This is a genomic window from Nocardia sp. NPDC002869, assembly GCF_046764065.1.
Classification (GTDB): domain Bacteria; phylum Actinomycetota; class Actinomycetes; order Mycobacteriales; family Mycobacteriaceae; genus Nocardia; species Nocardia rhamnosiphila.
In genome coordinates, this window is record NZ_JBKOOL010000138.1 from 1 (window position 1) to 15,599 (window position 15,599).

The 15,599-nt window shown below is 68.2% G+C and carries 14 protein-coding genes; 3 read left to right on the plus strand and 11 right to left on the minus strand.

Features of this window, described 5'->3' with window-relative positions; translation table 11 throughout:
- Nucleotides 1-159 precede the first annotated feature (159 nt).
- From ACLML9_RS21860 to dapE, 3 genes are all read right to left on the minus strand, one after another.
- Nucleotides 160-720 (minus strand): TIGR00730 family Rossman fold protein, encoded by a 561-nt coding sequence (locus tag ACLML9_RS21860; protein ID WP_411947283.1) that lies wholly within the window; start codon nucleotides 718-720, stop codon nucleotides 160-162.
- Nucleotides 714-1,517 (minus strand): TIGR00730 family Rossman fold protein, encoded by an 804-nt coding sequence (locus tag ACLML9_RS21865; RefSeq protein WP_030522073.1) that lies wholly within the window; start codon nucleotides 1,515-1,517, stop codon nucleotides 714-716. The genes ACLML9_RS21860 and ACLML9_RS21865 overlap by 7 nt, the downstream gene beginning before the upstream one ends.
- A 170-nt stretch (nucleotides 1,518-1,687) precedes the next feature.
- Entirely contained in the window at nucleotides 1,688-2,785 is a 1,098-nt protein-coding gene (dapE, locus tag ACLML9_RS21870) for a succinyl-diaminopimelate desuccinylase (protein WP_411947284.1), read from the minus strand.
- 60 nt (nucleotides 2,786-2,845) lie between these two features.
- On the opposite strand from dapE, the gene dapD reads away from it, so the two are divergent.
- Nucleotides 2,846-3,793 (plus strand): 2,3,4,5-tetrahydropyridine-2,6-dicarboxylate N-succinyltransferase, encoded by a 948-nt coding sequence (gene dapD, locus ACLML9_RS21875; RefSeq protein WP_030522075.1) that lies wholly within the window; start codon nucleotides 2,846-2,848, stop codon nucleotides 3,791-3,793.
- 14 nt (nucleotides 3,794-3,807) lie between these two features.
- On the opposite strand, the gene ACLML9_RS21880 is transcribed toward dapD, so the two are convergent.
- Together ACLML9_RS21880 and ACLML9_RS21885 are read right to left on the minus strand one after the other, a co-directional pair.
- Entirely contained in the window at nucleotides 3,808-4,176 is a 369-nt protein-coding gene (locus ACLML9_RS21880) for a PPOX class F420-dependent oxidoreductase (RefSeq protein WP_411947285.1), read from the minus strand.
- A gap of 33 nt (nucleotides 4,177-4,209) precedes the next feature.
- On the minus strand, nucleotides 4,210-5,658 hold the full coding sequence (locus ACLML9_RS21885; protein WP_411947286.1) for an acyl-CoA synthetase: 1,449 nt from the start codon (nucleotides 5,656-5,658) through the stop codon (nucleotides 4,210-4,212).
- A 264-nt stretch (nucleotides 5,659-5,922) separates the two neighbouring features.
- Here ACLML9_RS21885 and ACLML9_RS21890 point away from each other — a divergent pair, with 264 nt between their 5' ends.
- The gene (locus ACLML9_RS21890) at nucleotides 5,923-6,801 is read left to right on the plus strand and encodes an oxygenase MpaB family protein (RefSeq protein WP_411947287.1); all 879 of its coding nucleotides are present in this window, start codon (nucleotides 5,923-5,925) and stop codon (nucleotides 6,799-6,801) included.
- A 38-nt stretch (nucleotides 6,802-6,839) separates the two neighbouring features.
- Here the strand turns inward: ACLML9_RS21890 and ACLML9_RS21895 are convergent, their stop codons facing one another.
- Complete coding sequence (locus ACLML9_RS21895) at nucleotides 6,840-7,484, minus strand: TetR/AcrR family transcriptional regulator (RefSeq protein ID WP_063037385.1); 645 nt, start codon at nucleotides 7,482-7,484, stop codon at nucleotides 6,840-6,842.
- A 128-nt stretch (nucleotides 7,485-7,612) separates the two neighbouring features.
- On the opposite strand from ACLML9_RS21895, the gene ACLML9_RS21900 reads away from it, so the two are divergent.
- On the plus strand, nucleotides 7,613-8,479 hold the full coding sequence (locus tag ACLML9_RS21900; RefSeq protein WP_411947288.1) for an oxygenase MpaB family protein: 867 nt from the start codon (nucleotides 7,613-7,615) through the stop codon (nucleotides 8,477-8,479).
- Between the two features lies 1 nt (nucleotide 8,480).
- Here ACLML9_RS21900 and ACLML9_RS21905 read toward each other — a convergent pair whose 3' ends face one another.
- The 5 genes from ACLML9_RS21905 to ACLML9_RS21925 all read right to left on the minus strand — a co-directional run bounded on the left by ACLML9_RS21905 (nucleotide 8,481) and on the right by ACLML9_RS21925 (nucleotide 15,451).
- Nucleotides 8,481-9,431 (minus strand): proline dehydrogenase family protein, encoded by a 951-nt coding sequence (locus tag ACLML9_RS21905; protein ID WP_411947289.1) that lies wholly within the window; start codon nucleotides 9,429-9,431, stop codon nucleotides 8,481-8,483.
- 61 nt (nucleotides 9,432-9,492) lie between these two features.
- Complete coding sequence (gene pruA, locus ACLML9_RS21910) at nucleotides 9,493-11,130, minus strand: L-glutamate gamma-semialdehyde dehydrogenase (protein WP_411947290.1); 1,638 nt, start codon at nucleotides 11,128-11,130, stop codon at nucleotides 9,493-9,495.
- Nucleotides 11,131-11,229: 99 nt separating this feature from the next.
- Nucleotides 11,230-12,348, minus strand: coding sequence for a succinyldiaminopimelate transaminase (gene dapC, locus ACLML9_RS21915; protein ID WP_411947291.1), 1,119 nt, complete (start codon nucleotides 12,346-12,348; stop codon nucleotides 11,230-11,232).
- Nucleotides 12,349-12,360: 12 nt separating this feature from the next.
- Nucleotides 12,361-12,684, minus strand: a complete 324-nt coding sequence (gene fdxA / locus ACLML9_RS21920; protein WP_030522084.1) for a ferredoxin — start codon at nucleotides 12,682-12,684, stop codon at nucleotides 12,361-12,363.
- Between the two features lie 184 nt (nucleotides 12,685-12,868).
- Nucleotides 12,869-15,451 carry a bifunctional FO biosynthesis protein CofGH gene (locus tag ACLML9_RS21925; protein ID WP_411947292.1) on the minus strand — a complete coding sequence of 861 codons (2,583 nt, stop codon included), beginning with the start codon at nucleotides 15,449-15,451 and terminating at the stop codon, nucleotides 12,869-12,871.
- Between the last annotated feature and the right edge of the window lie 148 nt (nucleotides 15,452-15,599).

Here is a 15,599-nt window from a genome sequence, read left to right on the forward strand (position 1 = left end):
TTCGCCGCATGCGCTTCGAGGCCGAAACGGCGAGACGGGCCTCAACCCTTTGAGGTGTCTCGTAAAACTCGACGCATGCGGGTTGCGTCGGCATACGACGTCTGGCGTCGCCCTTTGCGAACAGCCGCCGGCCTCGCGGCCTCCCGCTCTGGGATCAGCTCACTGATCCGTGTGCTTGCTCAGCGCCGCGAAGGCTTCGGTGAGGTCGGGGGTGACCGTGATGCGGTCGAGGGCCGCCCGCGGGACGAAGCCGCGGTCGTGGAGTTCGGAGAGCCAGGTGAACAGGCCGCTGTAGTGCCCGGTGGGGTCGAGGACCGCCATCGGCTTGTTGTGCTGGCCCAGGTGGCCGCCGGTCCAGGTTTCGAAGAACTCCTCGAGGGTGCCGATTCCGCCGGGGAGGGTGAGGAAGGCGTCGGAGCGATCCTCCATCACCTGTTTGCGCTGGCGCATCGTATCGGTGACGACCAGTTCGTCGGCGTCCACATCGGCCACCTCTCGGTGGACCAGGTGTTTCGGTATGACGCCGACCGTATTGGCACCGCCGGCGCGGGCGGCGGTGGCCACCGCACCCATCATGGAGACGTGTCCGCCGCCGGATACCAGTTGCCACCCGCGCCGGGCTATTTCGGTGCCGACGCGGGCCGCCAATTCGAGCTGATCGGGGTCGGTGGTACCGGCCGAGCAGTACACGCACACCGCGAAGGGCCGCGGGGTCACCATTCGTCCTCCGTACCGACCTTCTCGATGGTGGCGGCGCCCGGTTCGGACTCCTGGATGATGCGCACCACGTCCTCGACCGAGTCGGTGACGTGCAGCAGATCGATATCGCCCGGGGAGATACGACCGTCGGCGGCCAGGGACCCGCGTATCCAGTCCACCAGCGGCGCCCAGTACCGGCTGCCGAACAGGATGATCGGGAACCGGGTGATCTTGCGGGTCTGCACCAGGGTGAGCGCCTCGAACAGTTCGTCCAGGGTGCCGTATCCGCCGGGCATACAGACGAAGGCCTGGGAGTACTTCACGAACATCGTCTTGCGCACGAAGAAGTAGCGGAAGTTGATCCCCAGATCGACCCAGTCGTTGAGGCTCTGCTCGAACGGCAGCTCGATACCCAGTCCGATGGAGTAGCCGCCGGCCTCGGAGGCCCCGCGGTTGGCCGCCTCCATCACCCCGGGACCGCCGCCGGTGATGACCGCGAAACCGGCGGTCGCCAGGGCCGCGCCCAGTTCGCGCGCGGCCTGGTACTCCGGATTACCGGGTTCGGTGCGTGCCGAACCGAAGACGCTCACCGCGCGCGGAACCTCCGCCAGCGCGCCGAAACCCTCGACGAATTCGGCCTGGATCCGCAGCACCCGCCACGGGTCGGTGTGTACCCAGTCGCTGTCGCTGCGCTGATCGAGCAGATGCTGGTCGGCGGTGGTGCCCCGCGGGGTCCGTTCCCGGCGGAACATGATGGGCCCGCGGTAGCGGGTCTTGGGTTTGCCGGCCATCCCGGATTCGGCGGCGTCGGTAGACATGGCCGCAGTGTATTTGGCGCGCTGGCACGCGCGGGGTCGAGGGCCTCGCTGAACTCGGCACGAAAGCGTGCAACGGATCATGACAGCAATCACCATAGAACCGTCGTGGACGGCCGGCCGGGTTCGATCCGTGCCGGCTCCGCAAGCGGGCGGCGATTCACCGGAGCTTGCTAGGGCGAAGCTGTGAGGTAGCGGCGCAGCATCTCGGTGACCGCGGTGATCTGGGCCAACGGGACGTGCTCGTCGCGTTTGTGCGCGAGGTTGGGGTCGCCGGGGCCGAAGTTCACGGCGGGGATACCGCGGGCGGCGAACCGGGAGACATCGGTCCATCCGTATTTGGCTCGCACGCCCGCCGACCCGTGCGCCCGCACCGTGTCGACCAGCCCGCGCGCCGCGGGGGCGGTGAGGCCGGGCAGCGCGCCGGCGGCCGAGTCGGTGACCTCCAGGTCGAGTTCGAGATCCGCGAACACCTCGCGCACGTGGTCGATCGCCTGCGCCACCGAACGGTCCGGGGCGAACCGGAAATTCACCTCGACCTCGGCCTCGTCCGGCACCACGTTCCCCGCGACCCCGCCGCCGACGCGCACCGCGGACAACCCCTCGCGGTAGCGGCAGCCGTCGATCTCGACCTCCCGGGCCCGGTACTCCGCGAGCCGCGCCAGGACCGGCGCCAACCGGTGGATCGCATTGTCACCGAGCCAGGAGCGGGCCGAATGCGCACGCACCCCGGTAGTCCGCACGCGGACCCGCAGCGTGCCCTGGCAACCGGCCTCGATCCAGCCGCCGGAGGGTTCGCCCAGGATCGCCAGATCACCATCCAGCCATTCCGGCACTTCCCGCTCGATGGCGGTGAGTCCGTTGAATTCGGCGGAGATCTCCTCGCAGTCGTAGAAGATCAGGGTCAGATCGTGGACCGGTTCGGCGACGGTGGCAGCCAGATGCAGGAACACCGCGTCGCCCGATTTCATATCCACCGAACCGCAACCGTAGAAGACCTCGGCGCCGTTCTCGGTGGTGAACCGGCCCGGCACATTGTCCGCGATCGGCACGGTGTCCAGATGCCCCGCCAGCACGACCCGGGTCGGCAGTCCCCGGTTCGTCCGGGCGAGCACCACATTGCCGCGGCGCAGCACCTCGAAACCGCTGGTCTGAGTGCGCAGCGCCGTTTCCACGGCAGCCGTGATCGCGGCCTCGTCCCGAGAAACGCTCGGGATGTCGACGAGGGCCGCGGTGAGGGCGACGGGGTCGGCGTGCAGGTCGAGTGTCACAGCGTACGAGCGTAGAGGGGCCCCACCGGGACAGACCGCCGGTGGGTAGGCTTCCGTGTCGTGAGCACTCAGGGAGCATCCGCCATCGGCATCGCCAACGTGACCTCGGACGGGACCGTCCTGGACACCTGGTTCCCCAGCCCGGAGCTGGGTGAGTTCGGTGACACCGGCACCGAACGCCTCGCCACGGTGCCCGCCGAATTCGCCGAACTGGTGGGCCCGGACCCGGCGCGCGGCGTCGATGTCGTCGCGGTGCGCACCACCATCGCCGATCTCTCCGCCGCCCCCGTGGACGCTCACGATGTCTATCTGCGGCTGCACCTGCTCTCACATCGCCTGGTCCGGCCGCACGGCGTGAGCCTGGAGGGCCAGTTCGCCCTGCTCAGCAATGTGGTGTGGACCAACCACGGCCCGGCGGCGGTGGAGGGTTTCGAGATCACCCGCGCCAAATTGCGCGCGCGTGGCCCGGTCACGGTGTACAGCGTCGACAAGTTCCCGCGCATGGTCGACTACGTGGTCCCGTCCGGTGTCCGTATCGGCGACGCCGACCGGGTCCGGCTGGGCGCGCATCTTGCCGCCGGCACCACCGTGATGCACGAGGGCTTCGTGAACTTCAACGCCGGCACCCTGGGCACCTCCATGGTCGAGGGCCGGATCTCGGCCGGGGTGCTCGTCGGCGACGGCTCCGATATCGGCGGCGGCGCCTCCACCATGGGCACCCTTTCCGGCGGCGGCACCACCATCATCTCGATCGGTGAACGCTCACTGCTGGGTGCCAACTCCGGCCTGGGCATTCCGCTCGGCGACGACTGCGTGGTCGAGGCCGGTCTCTACCTCACCGCCGGCACCAAGGTCACCGCCCCGGACGGCACCGTGGTGAAGGCGGCCGAACTGAGCGGCAAGGACAACCTGCTGTTCCGCCGCAATTCGCGCACCGGAGCCGTCGAGGTGGTGCCGCGCGCCGGGACCGGTATCGAACTCAACGAGGCCCTGCACGCCCACAACTGATCCGCCGGCGGCACTCAGAGCCCGAAGGCGATCACGCGTTCGGGGTGGATGCGGATGAGTTCACTCTCCTCCGGCCCGATGTAGGTGACCGTATCGGTCAGGGCTTCCGCGGCGCCCCGGATCTCCAGGCACCGCACCCGCCACGGCTCGATCGAGGCGATATCGTCGACCACGAAGGCCACCCGGTTGTTCCGCGCGAGATTGCGGAACTTCCGGGACCGGCCCATATTCCAGCCCGCGATATCGATGGTGCCGAGTTCGGGGTTGTAGCGGAACCCGACCGGATTGTTCTGCGGCGCCCCGTCCGGCGCCACGGTGGCCAGCCGGCCGAGCCGCTGTCCGGCGAGGTAATCGATATGGCCCTGGGTAAGCGTGGTGTTCATGATCGAACCGTAAAACCTCGAGCCGAGTTCAGGTCAAGACCCGGACCCATGCCGCGGGCGCGGCCGGTCGAGCAGCTTCTTCTGGACCTTGCCCATGGCGTTGCGCGGGAGCGAGTCCACGAACCGGATCTCACGGGGCCGTTTGTGCACCGACAGTTCCCCGGCCACGTGGTCTATGAGATCCTGTTCCGCCGGCGCCGGGCCGCGCGGGATCACGAAGGCGACGATCCGCTGCCCCAGGTCCGCGTCGGCCACGCCCACCACGGCCACTTCGGCGACCGACGGATGGCCGAGGAGGGAGGTTTCCACCTCGCCCGCGCCGATCCGGTAACCGCCGGATTTGATGAGATCCACCGATTCGCGGCCCACGATCCGATGGAAACCGTCCGCGTCGATGGCGGCGACATCGCCGGTGCGGAACCACCCGTCCTCGGTCCAGCAGTCGGCGGTGGCCTCGGGGCGGCCGTGATAGCCGTCGAAGAGCATCGGCCCGCGCACCTGGAGGCCGCCGATACCGGAGCCGTCGTGTGGTACCGGCTGTCCTGCCTCGTCCCGGAGCCGGGTCTCGACGCCCCGCACCGGTACCCCCACCCAACCGGGCCGCCGTTCGCCGTCCGCCCGGGCCGACAGGGTGATCATGGTTTCGCTCATGCCGTAGCGTTCGATGGGCCGATGCCCGGTGAGTTCGGCGAGCCGCTCGAACACCGGCACCGGCAGCGGGGCGCTACCGGAGATCAACAGTCTGGCCGCGGCCAGCTCCTTGGCCGCGGCCGGATCCTCGGCGATCCGGGTCCAGACCGTCGGTACCCCGAAGTACATCGTGCCCGGCGCCGCCGCGTAGTTCGCGGGAGTCGGTTTCCCGGTGTGCACGAGCGGACTACCCACCCGCAGCGGCCCCAGCAGGCCCAGGATCAACCCGTGCACATGGAACAGCGGCAGGCCGTGGACCAGCACATCGGCGGCGGTCCAGGCCCAGGCGTCGGCGAGCGCGTCGAGTCCGGCCGCGATGGCCCGGCGGCTCAGCACCACGCCTTTGGGGGCGCCGGTGGTGCCGGAGGTGTAGAGCACGAAAGCCGGCGCGCCCGGATCGGGCTCGGGATAGGTGTGCCAGGAGCGGGCGTGCCGCCGCACCGGGACCACCGGCAGGGAGGTGCCCTCCGGCGCTTCGCCGAGCCATGCCCGGGCGCCGGAATCGGCGATCATATGGTCGAGCTCGGCCGTTCCGGAATCGGGCGGTACCGGCACCACGGTGACTCCGGCGATCAGGCATCCCACCACGGCGAGCACGGTCGCCGCCGTCGGCCGGGCCAGCACGGCGACTCGTTCGGCCCGGGCGACACGTTCGGCCACGGAGGTGGCCGCCCCGAGCAGATCACTGCGGGACAGCGTCACACCGTCGATGGTCACGGCGTCCGGGATATCGGCGCCCGCGGCGACGGCGAGGGGGTCGAGGGAGCTGAGCAGGCGGTGGCCGTAGGACATGCGCCCAAACTACTGCCCCGGCCTCGTTCGGCGGTCGGGCACCTGCCCCGAAAATCCCGGCAAATGCGCCGGTAGGAGGAGCGCGTAATCGTTCCGCGGGAATTCCGCACCCATTGGTGAAACCTCATCGATTCAAATCACACTTACCACGGGCGGGGTCCGACACACACGAGATCGAATTGTTTCCGGCCTCGCTTGACACATATGGGCAGCGGCGAGAAGGTGAATTGTCAGTTTTCTCGAGCCCTCGAAACGGTGGCTTCCATGACCAGCACACCCGCCGCGGGTCCCCCCGTATCCGGCTCCGCCGCCGGACCGGCCGATTCGGTGCGGGACGAGGAATTCGACTTCCGGCCCTATATCGACGGCGCCGCGATACTCGGGGCCGCCGCCGATGTCATCATGCAGCTCGCCGTTCCCGGAGTCGGCTACGGAGTTCTGGAAAGCCCGGTCGACAGCGGGAAACTGACATTGCATCCGGTGAAACGCACGCGCACCACACTCACCTATCTGGCGGTCGCGCTGCTCGGCAGCCCCGCCGAGCGGACCGCTTATCGGGCAGCCGTCGATACTTCGCATCGCCAGGTCCGCTCGACCGCGCAGAGCCCGGTGCGATACAACGCATTCGACCGCGACCTGCAATTGTGGGTGGCCGCCTGCCTGTACTGGGGAGCGCGTGATATCCGGGAGCGTATGCACGGCCGGGCGGACGCCGATCTCGAAGAGACGATCTATCGCCATTCCGCACGATTGGGCACCACCCTGCAGGTGCCGCCGGAGGCCTGGCCGCCCGACCCGGCGGCCTTCGACCGCTACTGGACCGAAAACCTGGCCGCGACCAGGATCGACCCACCGGTCCGGGACATGCTGAACGAGATCGTCGACCTGAAGATGTTCCCCCGCCCGGTCCAATTCCTCGGCGGCCGCTTCAACCGATGGGTCACCGCGGGCCTCTTACCGCCGCATCTACGCGCGGAGATGGGTATGGCCTGGTCGGCCGGCGACGAGCGCCGCTTCGGGCGCATGCTCCGCGGACTGGGCCGGGTATCGGCAGCGCTGCCCGCACCGCTGCGCAGTTTCCCGATCCAGGCCTATCTGGTCGATTTCCGGATCCGCCGCAGGTTCGGACTGAAACTCGTCTGATTCGAATTCGCGGATATGAAAACGAGCTTGTTCGAATTTCAGGATCCGGCGACCTGGCCCGGCACCCGGAACGAGACCGCCACATGATCACGCGCGTATCTGCGCACCGCGATATCGTCGTCCAGGGGGATAACCGTTTGCGGTGTCAGCGCCAGCGACAGCGCGGTCCGCGCGATCATTTCGGCCAGCGGCAGCGGATCGTATTCCGGGAGCTTGCCTTCGCCCTGGAGTCGGGTGATGAATTCGGCGACGTAATCGCGACCCAATTCGATTACGGGGGCGCCCCGGGTGGTCAGATAGGGCAGCACGATCTCCGGTTCGGTGTTCAGCAGCCGATCCAGCAGCTCGTTACCGCGCAGTCCGGCCAGGAACGCGACGAACAGTTCCACGATCTGATCCTCGGCGCCGGCGTCGCGCTCGATCTGCTGCTGTACCGCGGCGTCGACACCCTCGATGAAATCGCGGGTCTGCGCCAATCCGACCGCCTGGATCAGGTCCGATTTGCTGGAGAACCGCCGGTACAGTGTGGCCAGGGAGAGGCCGCCACGCCGGGCGACCTCCACCATGCTCGTGCGCTTGATCCCGAAGTCGAGAAAAGCCTGCAACGCCGCGGACAGCACGGATTGATCTTGATCCCGGCGCGGTGTTCGCACCAGAGGCAACAATTGAGCCAGCGCACCCATCTCGGCACCTTCCCGCGCTCGGCGATGCAATGACACGGTAAGCATCGCACAATCACGGAGGCGGTTGACGCAACATCGAGAGAATGAGATGGTTATCATATAATCTTCTCATAGGAAAGAGGTCACCGATGACCGCTCCCCGGCCCGCTCCGATGAACGATCCCGAACCCCGGCGGCTGTACGCACCCGGCTTCGATATGAACGATCACATCGTCGGAGTCACCGCGTTCCTGGGCGGCACCGCGAACGTCATCATGCAGCTGGGTCTGCGGCCGGTCGCCTACGGTGTGATGGAGAGCGACGTCAAGAGCGGCAACGTCATGGAGCATCCGTTCAAACGGCTCCGCACCACCCTCACCTATCTCGCCGTCGCCATGCTGGGCACCGACGAAGAACGCAACGCCTACCGGCTCGCGGTCAACACCTCCCATCGCCATATCCGCACCAAACCCACCAGCCCGGTGAAGTACAACGCCTTCGATCCGAAACTCCAACTGTGGGTCGCCGCCTGCCTGTACTTCGGTTTCGTCGACCTGCTGGAGAAGGTCCAGGGCCCGATGAACGAGGCGACCGCCGACACCTTCTACGCCCACAGCATCCGGCTCGGCACCACCCTGCAGGTCCGACCGGAGATGTGGCCGGCCAACCGCGCCGCGTTCTGGCAGTTCTGGGAAGAGAACCTCGACGCCCTGGAAATCGACGACACCACCCGCGCCTACTTCAACGACCTCATCGACCTGAAGATGATGGCACCCCCGATCCAGTGGGTGTCGGCACGATTCCACCGGTTCGTCGTCACCGGCTGCCTGCCGCCGCAGATCCGCGAGAAGATGCATCTCACCTGGACCGCGGGCAACCAGCGCTGGTTCGACCGCACCATGAAGCTCATCGGCGTGGGCCTGAAGATCCAGCCCCGCGTCCTACGCCAGTTCCCGATGAACTACTACCTCTGGGATATGCGCCGCCGTATCCGCAAGGGCAAACCCTTGGTCTGAGTTACCGCCCGGCCAGCGCGCGGAGGAAGAACGCCAGGTTGGCGGGCCGTTCCGCGAGCCGGCGCATGAGGTATCCGTACCACTGGTGACCGTAGGGCAGGTACACCCGGACGAAATCGCCGCGGTCGGCGAGATGCAGTTGCTCGTCGGTGCGGATGCCGTACAGCATCTGGTATTCCAGCCGGCCGGGGCGACGGCCGGTGATCGTCGCGAGGTCGGCCGCCGCCGCGAGGACCACCGGATCGTGGGAGGCCACCAGGGGACGGCCCGCGCCGCGCATGAGCACCCGCAGGCAGCGCAGATAGGCCCGGTCCACATCCACACGTCGCTGGTAGGCGACGGTTTCCGGTTCACGGTAGGCACCCTTGCACAGGCGCACCCGGGCGCCCGCGTCGGCGAGGTCACGGCAATCGTCCTCGCTGCGGTACAGGTAGGCCTGGATCACCGTGCCCAGCCAGGGAAAATCCGGACGGACCTGCCCGGTGACGGCGAGGGTGGCGGCGGTGGTGGTGTGGTCTTCGGCATCCACGGTCACCCATACCCCGGCCTCGGCCGCCTTGGTGCACACGGTGCGCAGGTTCTCGGTGGCGATCGCCGGGCCGTCGGCGCCCAGCGCCTGCCCGAGCGCGGACAATTTGACCGACACCTCCAGCGGTGCGGCGCCGGCGGGCACCTCGGTGGTGGGCAGGGCCGCCAGATCGTTGATCAATGCCAGATACTCGGCGACCGCCGCGTCGGCCTGCGCACGGTCGGTGGTGTTCTCGCCCAGATAGTCGACGCTCACCGCCCGCCCGGTCATCAACAGGGCGCGGGCCGCGGCGATCAGATCCGGCCGGGCTTCCCCGGGGACGAAGCGCTGGACCATCGCCGCGGTGGCCGGGCTCGTGGTGAGGGTTCGTTTCACCCGCTCCGACCCGGCGACGGCGAGGATCGCCGGACGCAGCGGGTTCACCGGGACTCCCCACGGGGACGGAGCGGGGTCGCGCGCCGCGCGGCGGGGCGGGGTGAGCCGTTCATCCCTGCTCCATATGCGGATAGCGGTGATCGGTGTGCGGGACGAAGGTTTCCTTCAGGGTGCGCGGGGCCACCCAGCGCAGCAGGTTCAGCGGGGACCCGGCCTTGTCGTCGGTGCCCGAAGCGCGTGCCCCGCCGAAAGGCTGCTGCCCCACGACCGCGCCGGTGGGTTTGTCGTTGACATAGAAGTTGCCGGCCGCGAACCGCAACAGCTGGGCGGCCTCTTCCACGGCATGCCGGTCCTGCGCGAAGACCGCGCCGGTCAGCGCGTATGGGGCGGTGGATTCGACCTCGGTCAAGATCGTCCGGTAGGCGTCGGGCTGGGAATCGTCGTACACGTACACCGACAGGATCGGGCCGAAGTATTCGGTGGCGAACGATTCGTCGCGTGGATCGTCGGCGAGCAGTACGGTCGGCCGGACGAACCAGCCTTCGCTGTCGTCGTAGGTGCCGCCCACCGGCACGTCCACCCCGGCGGACCGCGCCCGCTCGATCGCCCGCACGCTCTTGTCGTAGGCCCGCCGGTCGATCACCGCGCCACCGAAGTTCGACAGATCCGCGATATCGCCGTAGCTCAGGCTCTCGGCGATACCGAGGAAATCGTCACCCATCTCCCGCCACAGCGAGCGCGGCAGATAGGCACGCGAGGCGGCCGAACATTTCTGGCCCTGATACTCGTAGGCCCCGCGGATCAGCGCCGTACGCAATGCGGCGGGATCCGCCGACGGATGCGCGACGATGAAATCCTTGCCCCCGGTCTCCCCCACTATCCGTGGATATCCGTGGTAACGGCCGATATTGGCGCCCACCCGGCTCCACAGATATTGGAAGGTGGCACCCGATCCGGTGAAATGGATACCGGCCAGCCGGGGATCGGCCAGGGCGACCTCGGAGAGTTCCCGCCCGTCACCGGTCACCATATTGATGACGCCGGGCGGCAGTCCGGCGGCCTCCAGCAGTTTCATCGTGTAATAGGCGGCCAGCGTCTGGGTGGGCGAGGGCTTCCACACCACCGTATTGCCCATGAGCGCGGGCGCGGTCGGCAGATTGCCGGCGATCGCGGTGAAGTTGAACGGGGTGATCGCGTAGACGAAGCCTTCCAGCGGGCGGTAGTCGAGCCGGTTCCACACCCCCGCACTCGACTGCGGCTGCTGTGCCAGGATGCCCCGGGCGAAGGAGACATTGAACCGCCAGAAGTCGACCAGTTCGCATGGCGCGTCGATCTCGGCCTGCGCCACCGATTTCGACTGGCCCAGCATGGTCGCCGCGGCGAGAGTTTCCCGCCACGGTCCGGCCAGCAGGTCCGCGGCCCGTAACAGCACCGCGGCGCGTTCGTCGAACGGCAGCGCACGCCATCCGGGGGCGGCCGCGGTCGCGGCGTCGATCGCCGCGGCGGCTTCGGTGTGTGTGGTGTCGGTATAGGTCCCGAGTACCTGCCGGTGTCGATGCGGTGCGACGATCTCCCGTCGCGTGCCGATACCCGGACGATGCTTACCGCCGATGACCAGGGGGATCTCGGTGGTGCTGTCGGAGAGATCGGCGAGCCTGCCGAGCAACCGTTCCCGCTCGGGGCTACCGGGCGCGTACGTGTGCACCGGCTCGTTACCGGGGGTGGGGACAACTGTGACACCGTCCATACCCCAGGCTAGCGCCGCCCGCCCGGCCCTGCCCGAACTCGACGCGCGAATCTCTGCGGAGTCGTTACCGCTCTGCCGCACAGCGGCGGCAGAGCGCGCTCAGCCGCGCAGCCGCTGTGCGGCCGTTTCGATCCGCTCATCGGTCGCGGTCAATGCGATCCGCACATGCCGGGCGCCCGCGGGACCGTAGAACTCGCCCGGAGCCGCCAGGATGCCGCGCTCGGCCAGCCACTCGAGCGTGGTCCGGCACGCTTCACCGCGAGTCGACCACAGATACAGCCCGGCCTCGGAATGGTCGATCCGGAACCCGGCATCCAGCAGCGCCGATCGCAGGATCTCGCGGCGGGCCCGATACCGCTGCCGCTGCACCGATTCGTGCGCGTCGTCGCCCAGCGCCGCCGCCATCGCCGCCTGGATCGGGAAGGGCACCATCATGCCGGAATGCTTGCGCACCTCCAGCAACTCGGCCACCAGTTCCGGATCACCGGCCACGAATCCGGCCCGGTAACTCGCCAGATTCGACGTCTTCGACAGCGAATGCACCGCCAGCAAGCCGGTGTGATCCCCGTCGCAGACCCGCGGGTCGAGGATCGACACGGCAGGTTCTTCCCAGGCCAGCCCCAGATAGCACTCGTCGGATGCGACGATCACCCCGCGCTCGCGCGCGAAGGTGACCACCTTCCGCAGATGCTCCACACCCAGCACCTTGCCGGTCGGGTTGGACGGCGAGTTGAGGTAGATGAGTGCCGGGGTCTCCGGGCCCAGCCGGGTGAGTCCGTCGGCGCGCAGAATCCGGGTCCCGGCGAGCAGTCCGCCCACCTCGTACGTCGGATAGGCGACCTCGGGGATCACCACCAGGTCCGCGGGCCCCAGCCCGAGCAGCCGCGGCAACCCCGCGATCAGCTCCTTGGTGCCGATCACCGGCAGCACCGCCGCCTCGGGCACCCCGGTGATACCGAAACGCCGGGTCAGCGCCGCCACCGCGGCGGAACGCAACTCCGGCGTGCCGTGCGTGGTCGGGTAACCGGGTACCTCGGCGACCGAACCCAACGCCGCGCGGATCAGCGGATCGACCGGATCGACGGGCGTACCCACCGACAGATCGACGAGTCCGCCCGGATGTGCGGCCGCCCGCGCCTTCACCTCGGCGATGGTGTCCCACGGGAAATCGGGCAGGGCCGCACTCACCCGGCGACGTTCGGTTACCTCGGCGCTCATCGTGCGAATGCTCTACTCGCCCGCCATCGGCGGCAGCTCTTTGATGAACGCCGGATCGGAATCGACCTTGCCCAGCTTGGTGGCACCGCCCGGCGAGCCCAACTCGTCGAAGAAGTCGACATTGGCGTTGACGTACCCGCTCCACTGATCGGGCGTGTCGTCCTCGTAGAAAATCGCCTCCACCGGGCAGACCGGCTCACACGCACCACAGTCAACGCATTCGTCGGGATGGATGTAGAGCATGCGACCGCCCTCGTAGATGCAGTCCACAGGGCATTCTTCAATGCATGCCTTGTCCTTCACGTCAACGCACGGTTCGGCGATGATGTACGTCACTCCCGCTCCTAAGTCTTCCTTCTCCGGGTAACTGCGCCCGCACACAAGTATCCCTGGCGCCCCACAGGCTACGCCCGGTGAGCCTGTCCTAATACTCGACGCCGACTCCGGCGTCGCCTGGTCGGAGCTTCGTACTCCCCTATTGCGCTCGGTCGCTGCGCGCCTTCACTCGAAGGCCACGCGCCTAGACGAGTTCCAGACCTGGGGCTGCCGCACTCCGCTGCGGCGGAACACCGTAGGTGGTGGTGCGTTCCCGGACCGGCCGGCCGATACCGTCGGCGATCTCTGTGAGTTCGGCCACCGTCTTCGCCGACCCGTGCTGCGAACCCGCCATCCGGGAGATGGTCTCCTCCATGAGGGTACCGCCGAGGTCGTTGGCGCCGCTGCGCAGCATTACCCGGGTGCCCGTGGTGCCGAGTTTCACCCAGCTGGTCTGGATGTTGTCGATCCGGCCGTGCAGCATGATCCGGGCCAGGGCGTGCGCGGCGCGGTTGTCGCGGTTGGTGGGACCCGGGCGGGAGGCGCCGGCCAGGTAGAGCGGGGCGCTCTGGTGCACGAACGGGAGCAGGACGAATTCGGTGAAACCGCCGGTCTCGTCCTGGATACCGCGCAACACCCGCAGATGCCCGACCCAGTGGCTGGGGTTGTCGACATGCCCGTACATCATGGTCGAGCTCGACCGGATGCCGACCTGATGGGCAGTGGTGACCACGTCGATCCAGGCGGAGGCGGGCAATTTGCCCTTGGTGAGCACCCAGCGGACCTCGTCGTCGAGGATCTCGGCGGCCGTACCGGGGATGGTGCCCAGCCCGGCTTCGCGCAGCGCGGTCAGCCAATCGCGGACGCTTTCGCCACCGCGCGAGGCCCCGTTGACGATCTCCATCGGGCTGAAGGCGTGGACATGCATGGACGGCACCCGCGCCTTCACCGCGCGCACCAGATCGGCGTAGCCGGTGACGGGCAGGTCGGGGTCGATACCGCCCTGCATGCAGACCTCGGTCGCGCCGTCGACATAGGCCTCCCAGGCCCGGTCGGCGACCTCCTCGGTGCTGAGGGTGAAGGCGTCGGCGTCACCCTTGCGCTGCGCGAACGCGCAGAACCGGCAGCCCGTGTAGCAGATATTGGTGAAATTGATATTGCGGTTCACCACGTAGGTGACATCGTCGCCGCAGACATCGCGGCGCAACTGGTCCGCGAGACCCGCGACGGCTTCCAGATCGGGTCCGTCGGCGGTGGCCAACGCCAGGTACTGGGCATCGGTGAGGCCGGCCGGATCCCGTTCCGCGGCACGCAGCGCGTCCAGGACGTCGGCGTCCAGCCGCTGGGGCGCGGCAGCGAGATCGCGGACCTGCTCGCGGATGGTGTCCCAGTCGCCGAACGCGTTGTCGATATCGCTGCGGGTATCGGTATTGCGCCCGGTGGTATCGATCTCGGTGTTCAGATCGGTACGACCCGCCGACTCCCAGGACTCGTCGGGTTCCTGCCAGGGCAGGCCCACCGGGAGCGCGCCGGACTTCGCCAGGCCGGTCTCGGCATCGGTCAGGGCCGCGACATGCGCGCCGATCCGCGGATCGATCCACGGGTTACCCGCCCGCACATATTTCGGATGCGCCGACGTGCGTTCCACCAGTTCGAAACCGGCGGCCGCGGTGATCTCGGCCAGCGTGTCCAGGTTGGGCCAGGGCCGCTCGGGATTCACATGGTCGGGGGTGACCGGCGAGACGCCGCCCCAGTCATCGATCCCGGCTTCCAGCAGGGCCCGGCATTCCGCCCCGGACACCAGGTTCGGCGGCGCCTGCACCGAGACATCGGGCCCGAGCAGCAGGCGGGTCACCGCGATGGTGGCCAGGAATTCCGTGAAGTCCGCGTCGGGCGCGTGCCGCATGGCGGTGTCGTCCTTGGCGCGGAAGTTCTGCACGATCACTTCCTGGATATGACCGAACGCCTTGTGCTGCTTGCGGATCGCGGCGATCGTATCGGCCCGTTCGGCCATGTTCTCGCCGATACCCACCAGGACACCGGTGGTGTAGGGCACCGAGAGCCGGCCCGCGTCGGTGATGGCCCGCAGTCGTACCGCGGGGTCCTTGTCGGGGCTGCCGTAATGGCAGTTGCCCTTCTCGGTGAACAGCCGGGTCGCGGTGGTCTCGAGCATCATGCCCATCGACTGCGCCACCGGTTTCAGCCGCGAGATCTCCTCCCACGACATGACGCCGGGGTTGAGATGCGGCAGCAGCCCGGTCTCCTCGAGTACCAGGATCGATACCGCGCGCAGATAGTCGAGAGTGGAATCGTAGCCGCGTTCGTCCAGCCACTGCGCGGCCTCGGGCCACCGGGCCTCGGGCCGGTCGCCGAGGGTGAACAGCGCTTCCTTACACCCCAGTTCGGCGCCCCGTCGCGCGATATCGAGCACCTCGTCGGGTTCCAGGAACATCCCGCGACCCTGTGCCCGCAACTTGCCCGGCACCGTCACGAAGGTGCAGTAGTGGCAGGTATCGCGGCACAGATGGGTCAGCGGAATGAAGACATTGCGCGAATAGGTGATCGTGGCGGGCCGTCCGGCCGAGGCCAGCCCGGCGTCGCGTACCCGGACGGCACTGCGGCACAGGTCGGCGAGGTCGTCGCCGCGCGCGTGCAGCAGCACCGTGGCCTCGTCGACGTTCAATGTGACCCCGTCACGGGCCCGGCGCAGCGCCCGGCGCATGGCGGACGGGGGCGGCACGGGGGTCGGGACGGTCGGCGCGGGTAGTTCGGTCACGCCCTCGATCATGCGGCACACATCCGGAACTGTCTCCTCCCAGGTCGTCGAGCGTTCACAACCCCCGTACATCTCGGGCTATTCCGTGCAGGTCGGGGCTGTGTATATTTGCGCGCCTCCGGCGCGCGGGTCGGGGCCCTGTGACCCCGATTCTTCCCTC

What these genes read in the sequence shown, in the direction of transcription:
- ACLML9_RS21860 (WP_411947283.1), bottom strand. Translation starts at nt 720, where the DNA reads ATGGTGACCCCGCGGCCCTTCGCGGTGTGCGTGTACTGCTCGGCCGGT.
- ACLML9_RS21865 (WP_030522073.1), bottom strand. Translation starts at nt 1,517, where the DNA reads ATGTCTACCGACGCCGCCGAATCCGGGATGGCCGGCAAACCCAAGACC.
- ACLML9_RS21880 (WP_411947285.1), bottom strand. Translation starts at nt 4,176, where the DNA reads ATGAACACCACGCTTACCCAGGGCCATATCGATTACCTCGCCGGACAG.
- ACLML9_RS21885 (WP_411947286.1), bottom strand. Translation starts at nt 5,658, where the DNA reads ATGTCCTACGGCCACCGCCTGCTCAGCTCCCTCGACCCCCTCGCCGTC.
- ACLML9_RS21890 (WP_411947287.1), top strand. Translation starts at nt 5,923, where the DNA reads ATGACCAGCACACCCGCCGCGGGTCCCCCCGTATCCGGCTCCGCCGCC.
- ACLML9_RS21895 (WP_063037385.1), bottom strand. Translation starts at nt 7,484, where the DNA reads ATGGGTGCGCTGGCTCAATTGTTGCCTCTGGTGCGAACACCGCGCCGG.
- ACLML9_RS21900 (WP_411947288.1), top strand. Translation starts at nt 7,613, where the DNA reads ATGACCGCTCCCCGGCCCGCTCCGATGAACGATCCCGAACCCCGGCGG.
- pruA (WP_411947290.1), bottom strand. Translation starts at nt 11,130, where the DNA reads ATGGACGGTGTCACAGTTGTCCCCACCCCCGGTAACGAGCCGGTGCAC.
- dapC (WP_411947291.1), bottom strand. Translation starts at nt 12,348, where the DNA reads ATGAGCGCCGAGGTAACCGAACGTCGCCGGGTGAGTGCGGCCCTGCCC.
- ACLML9_RS21925 (WP_411947292.1), bottom strand. Translation starts at nt 15,451, where the DNA reads ATGATCGAGGGCGTGACCGAACTACCCGCGCCGACCGTCCCGACCCCC.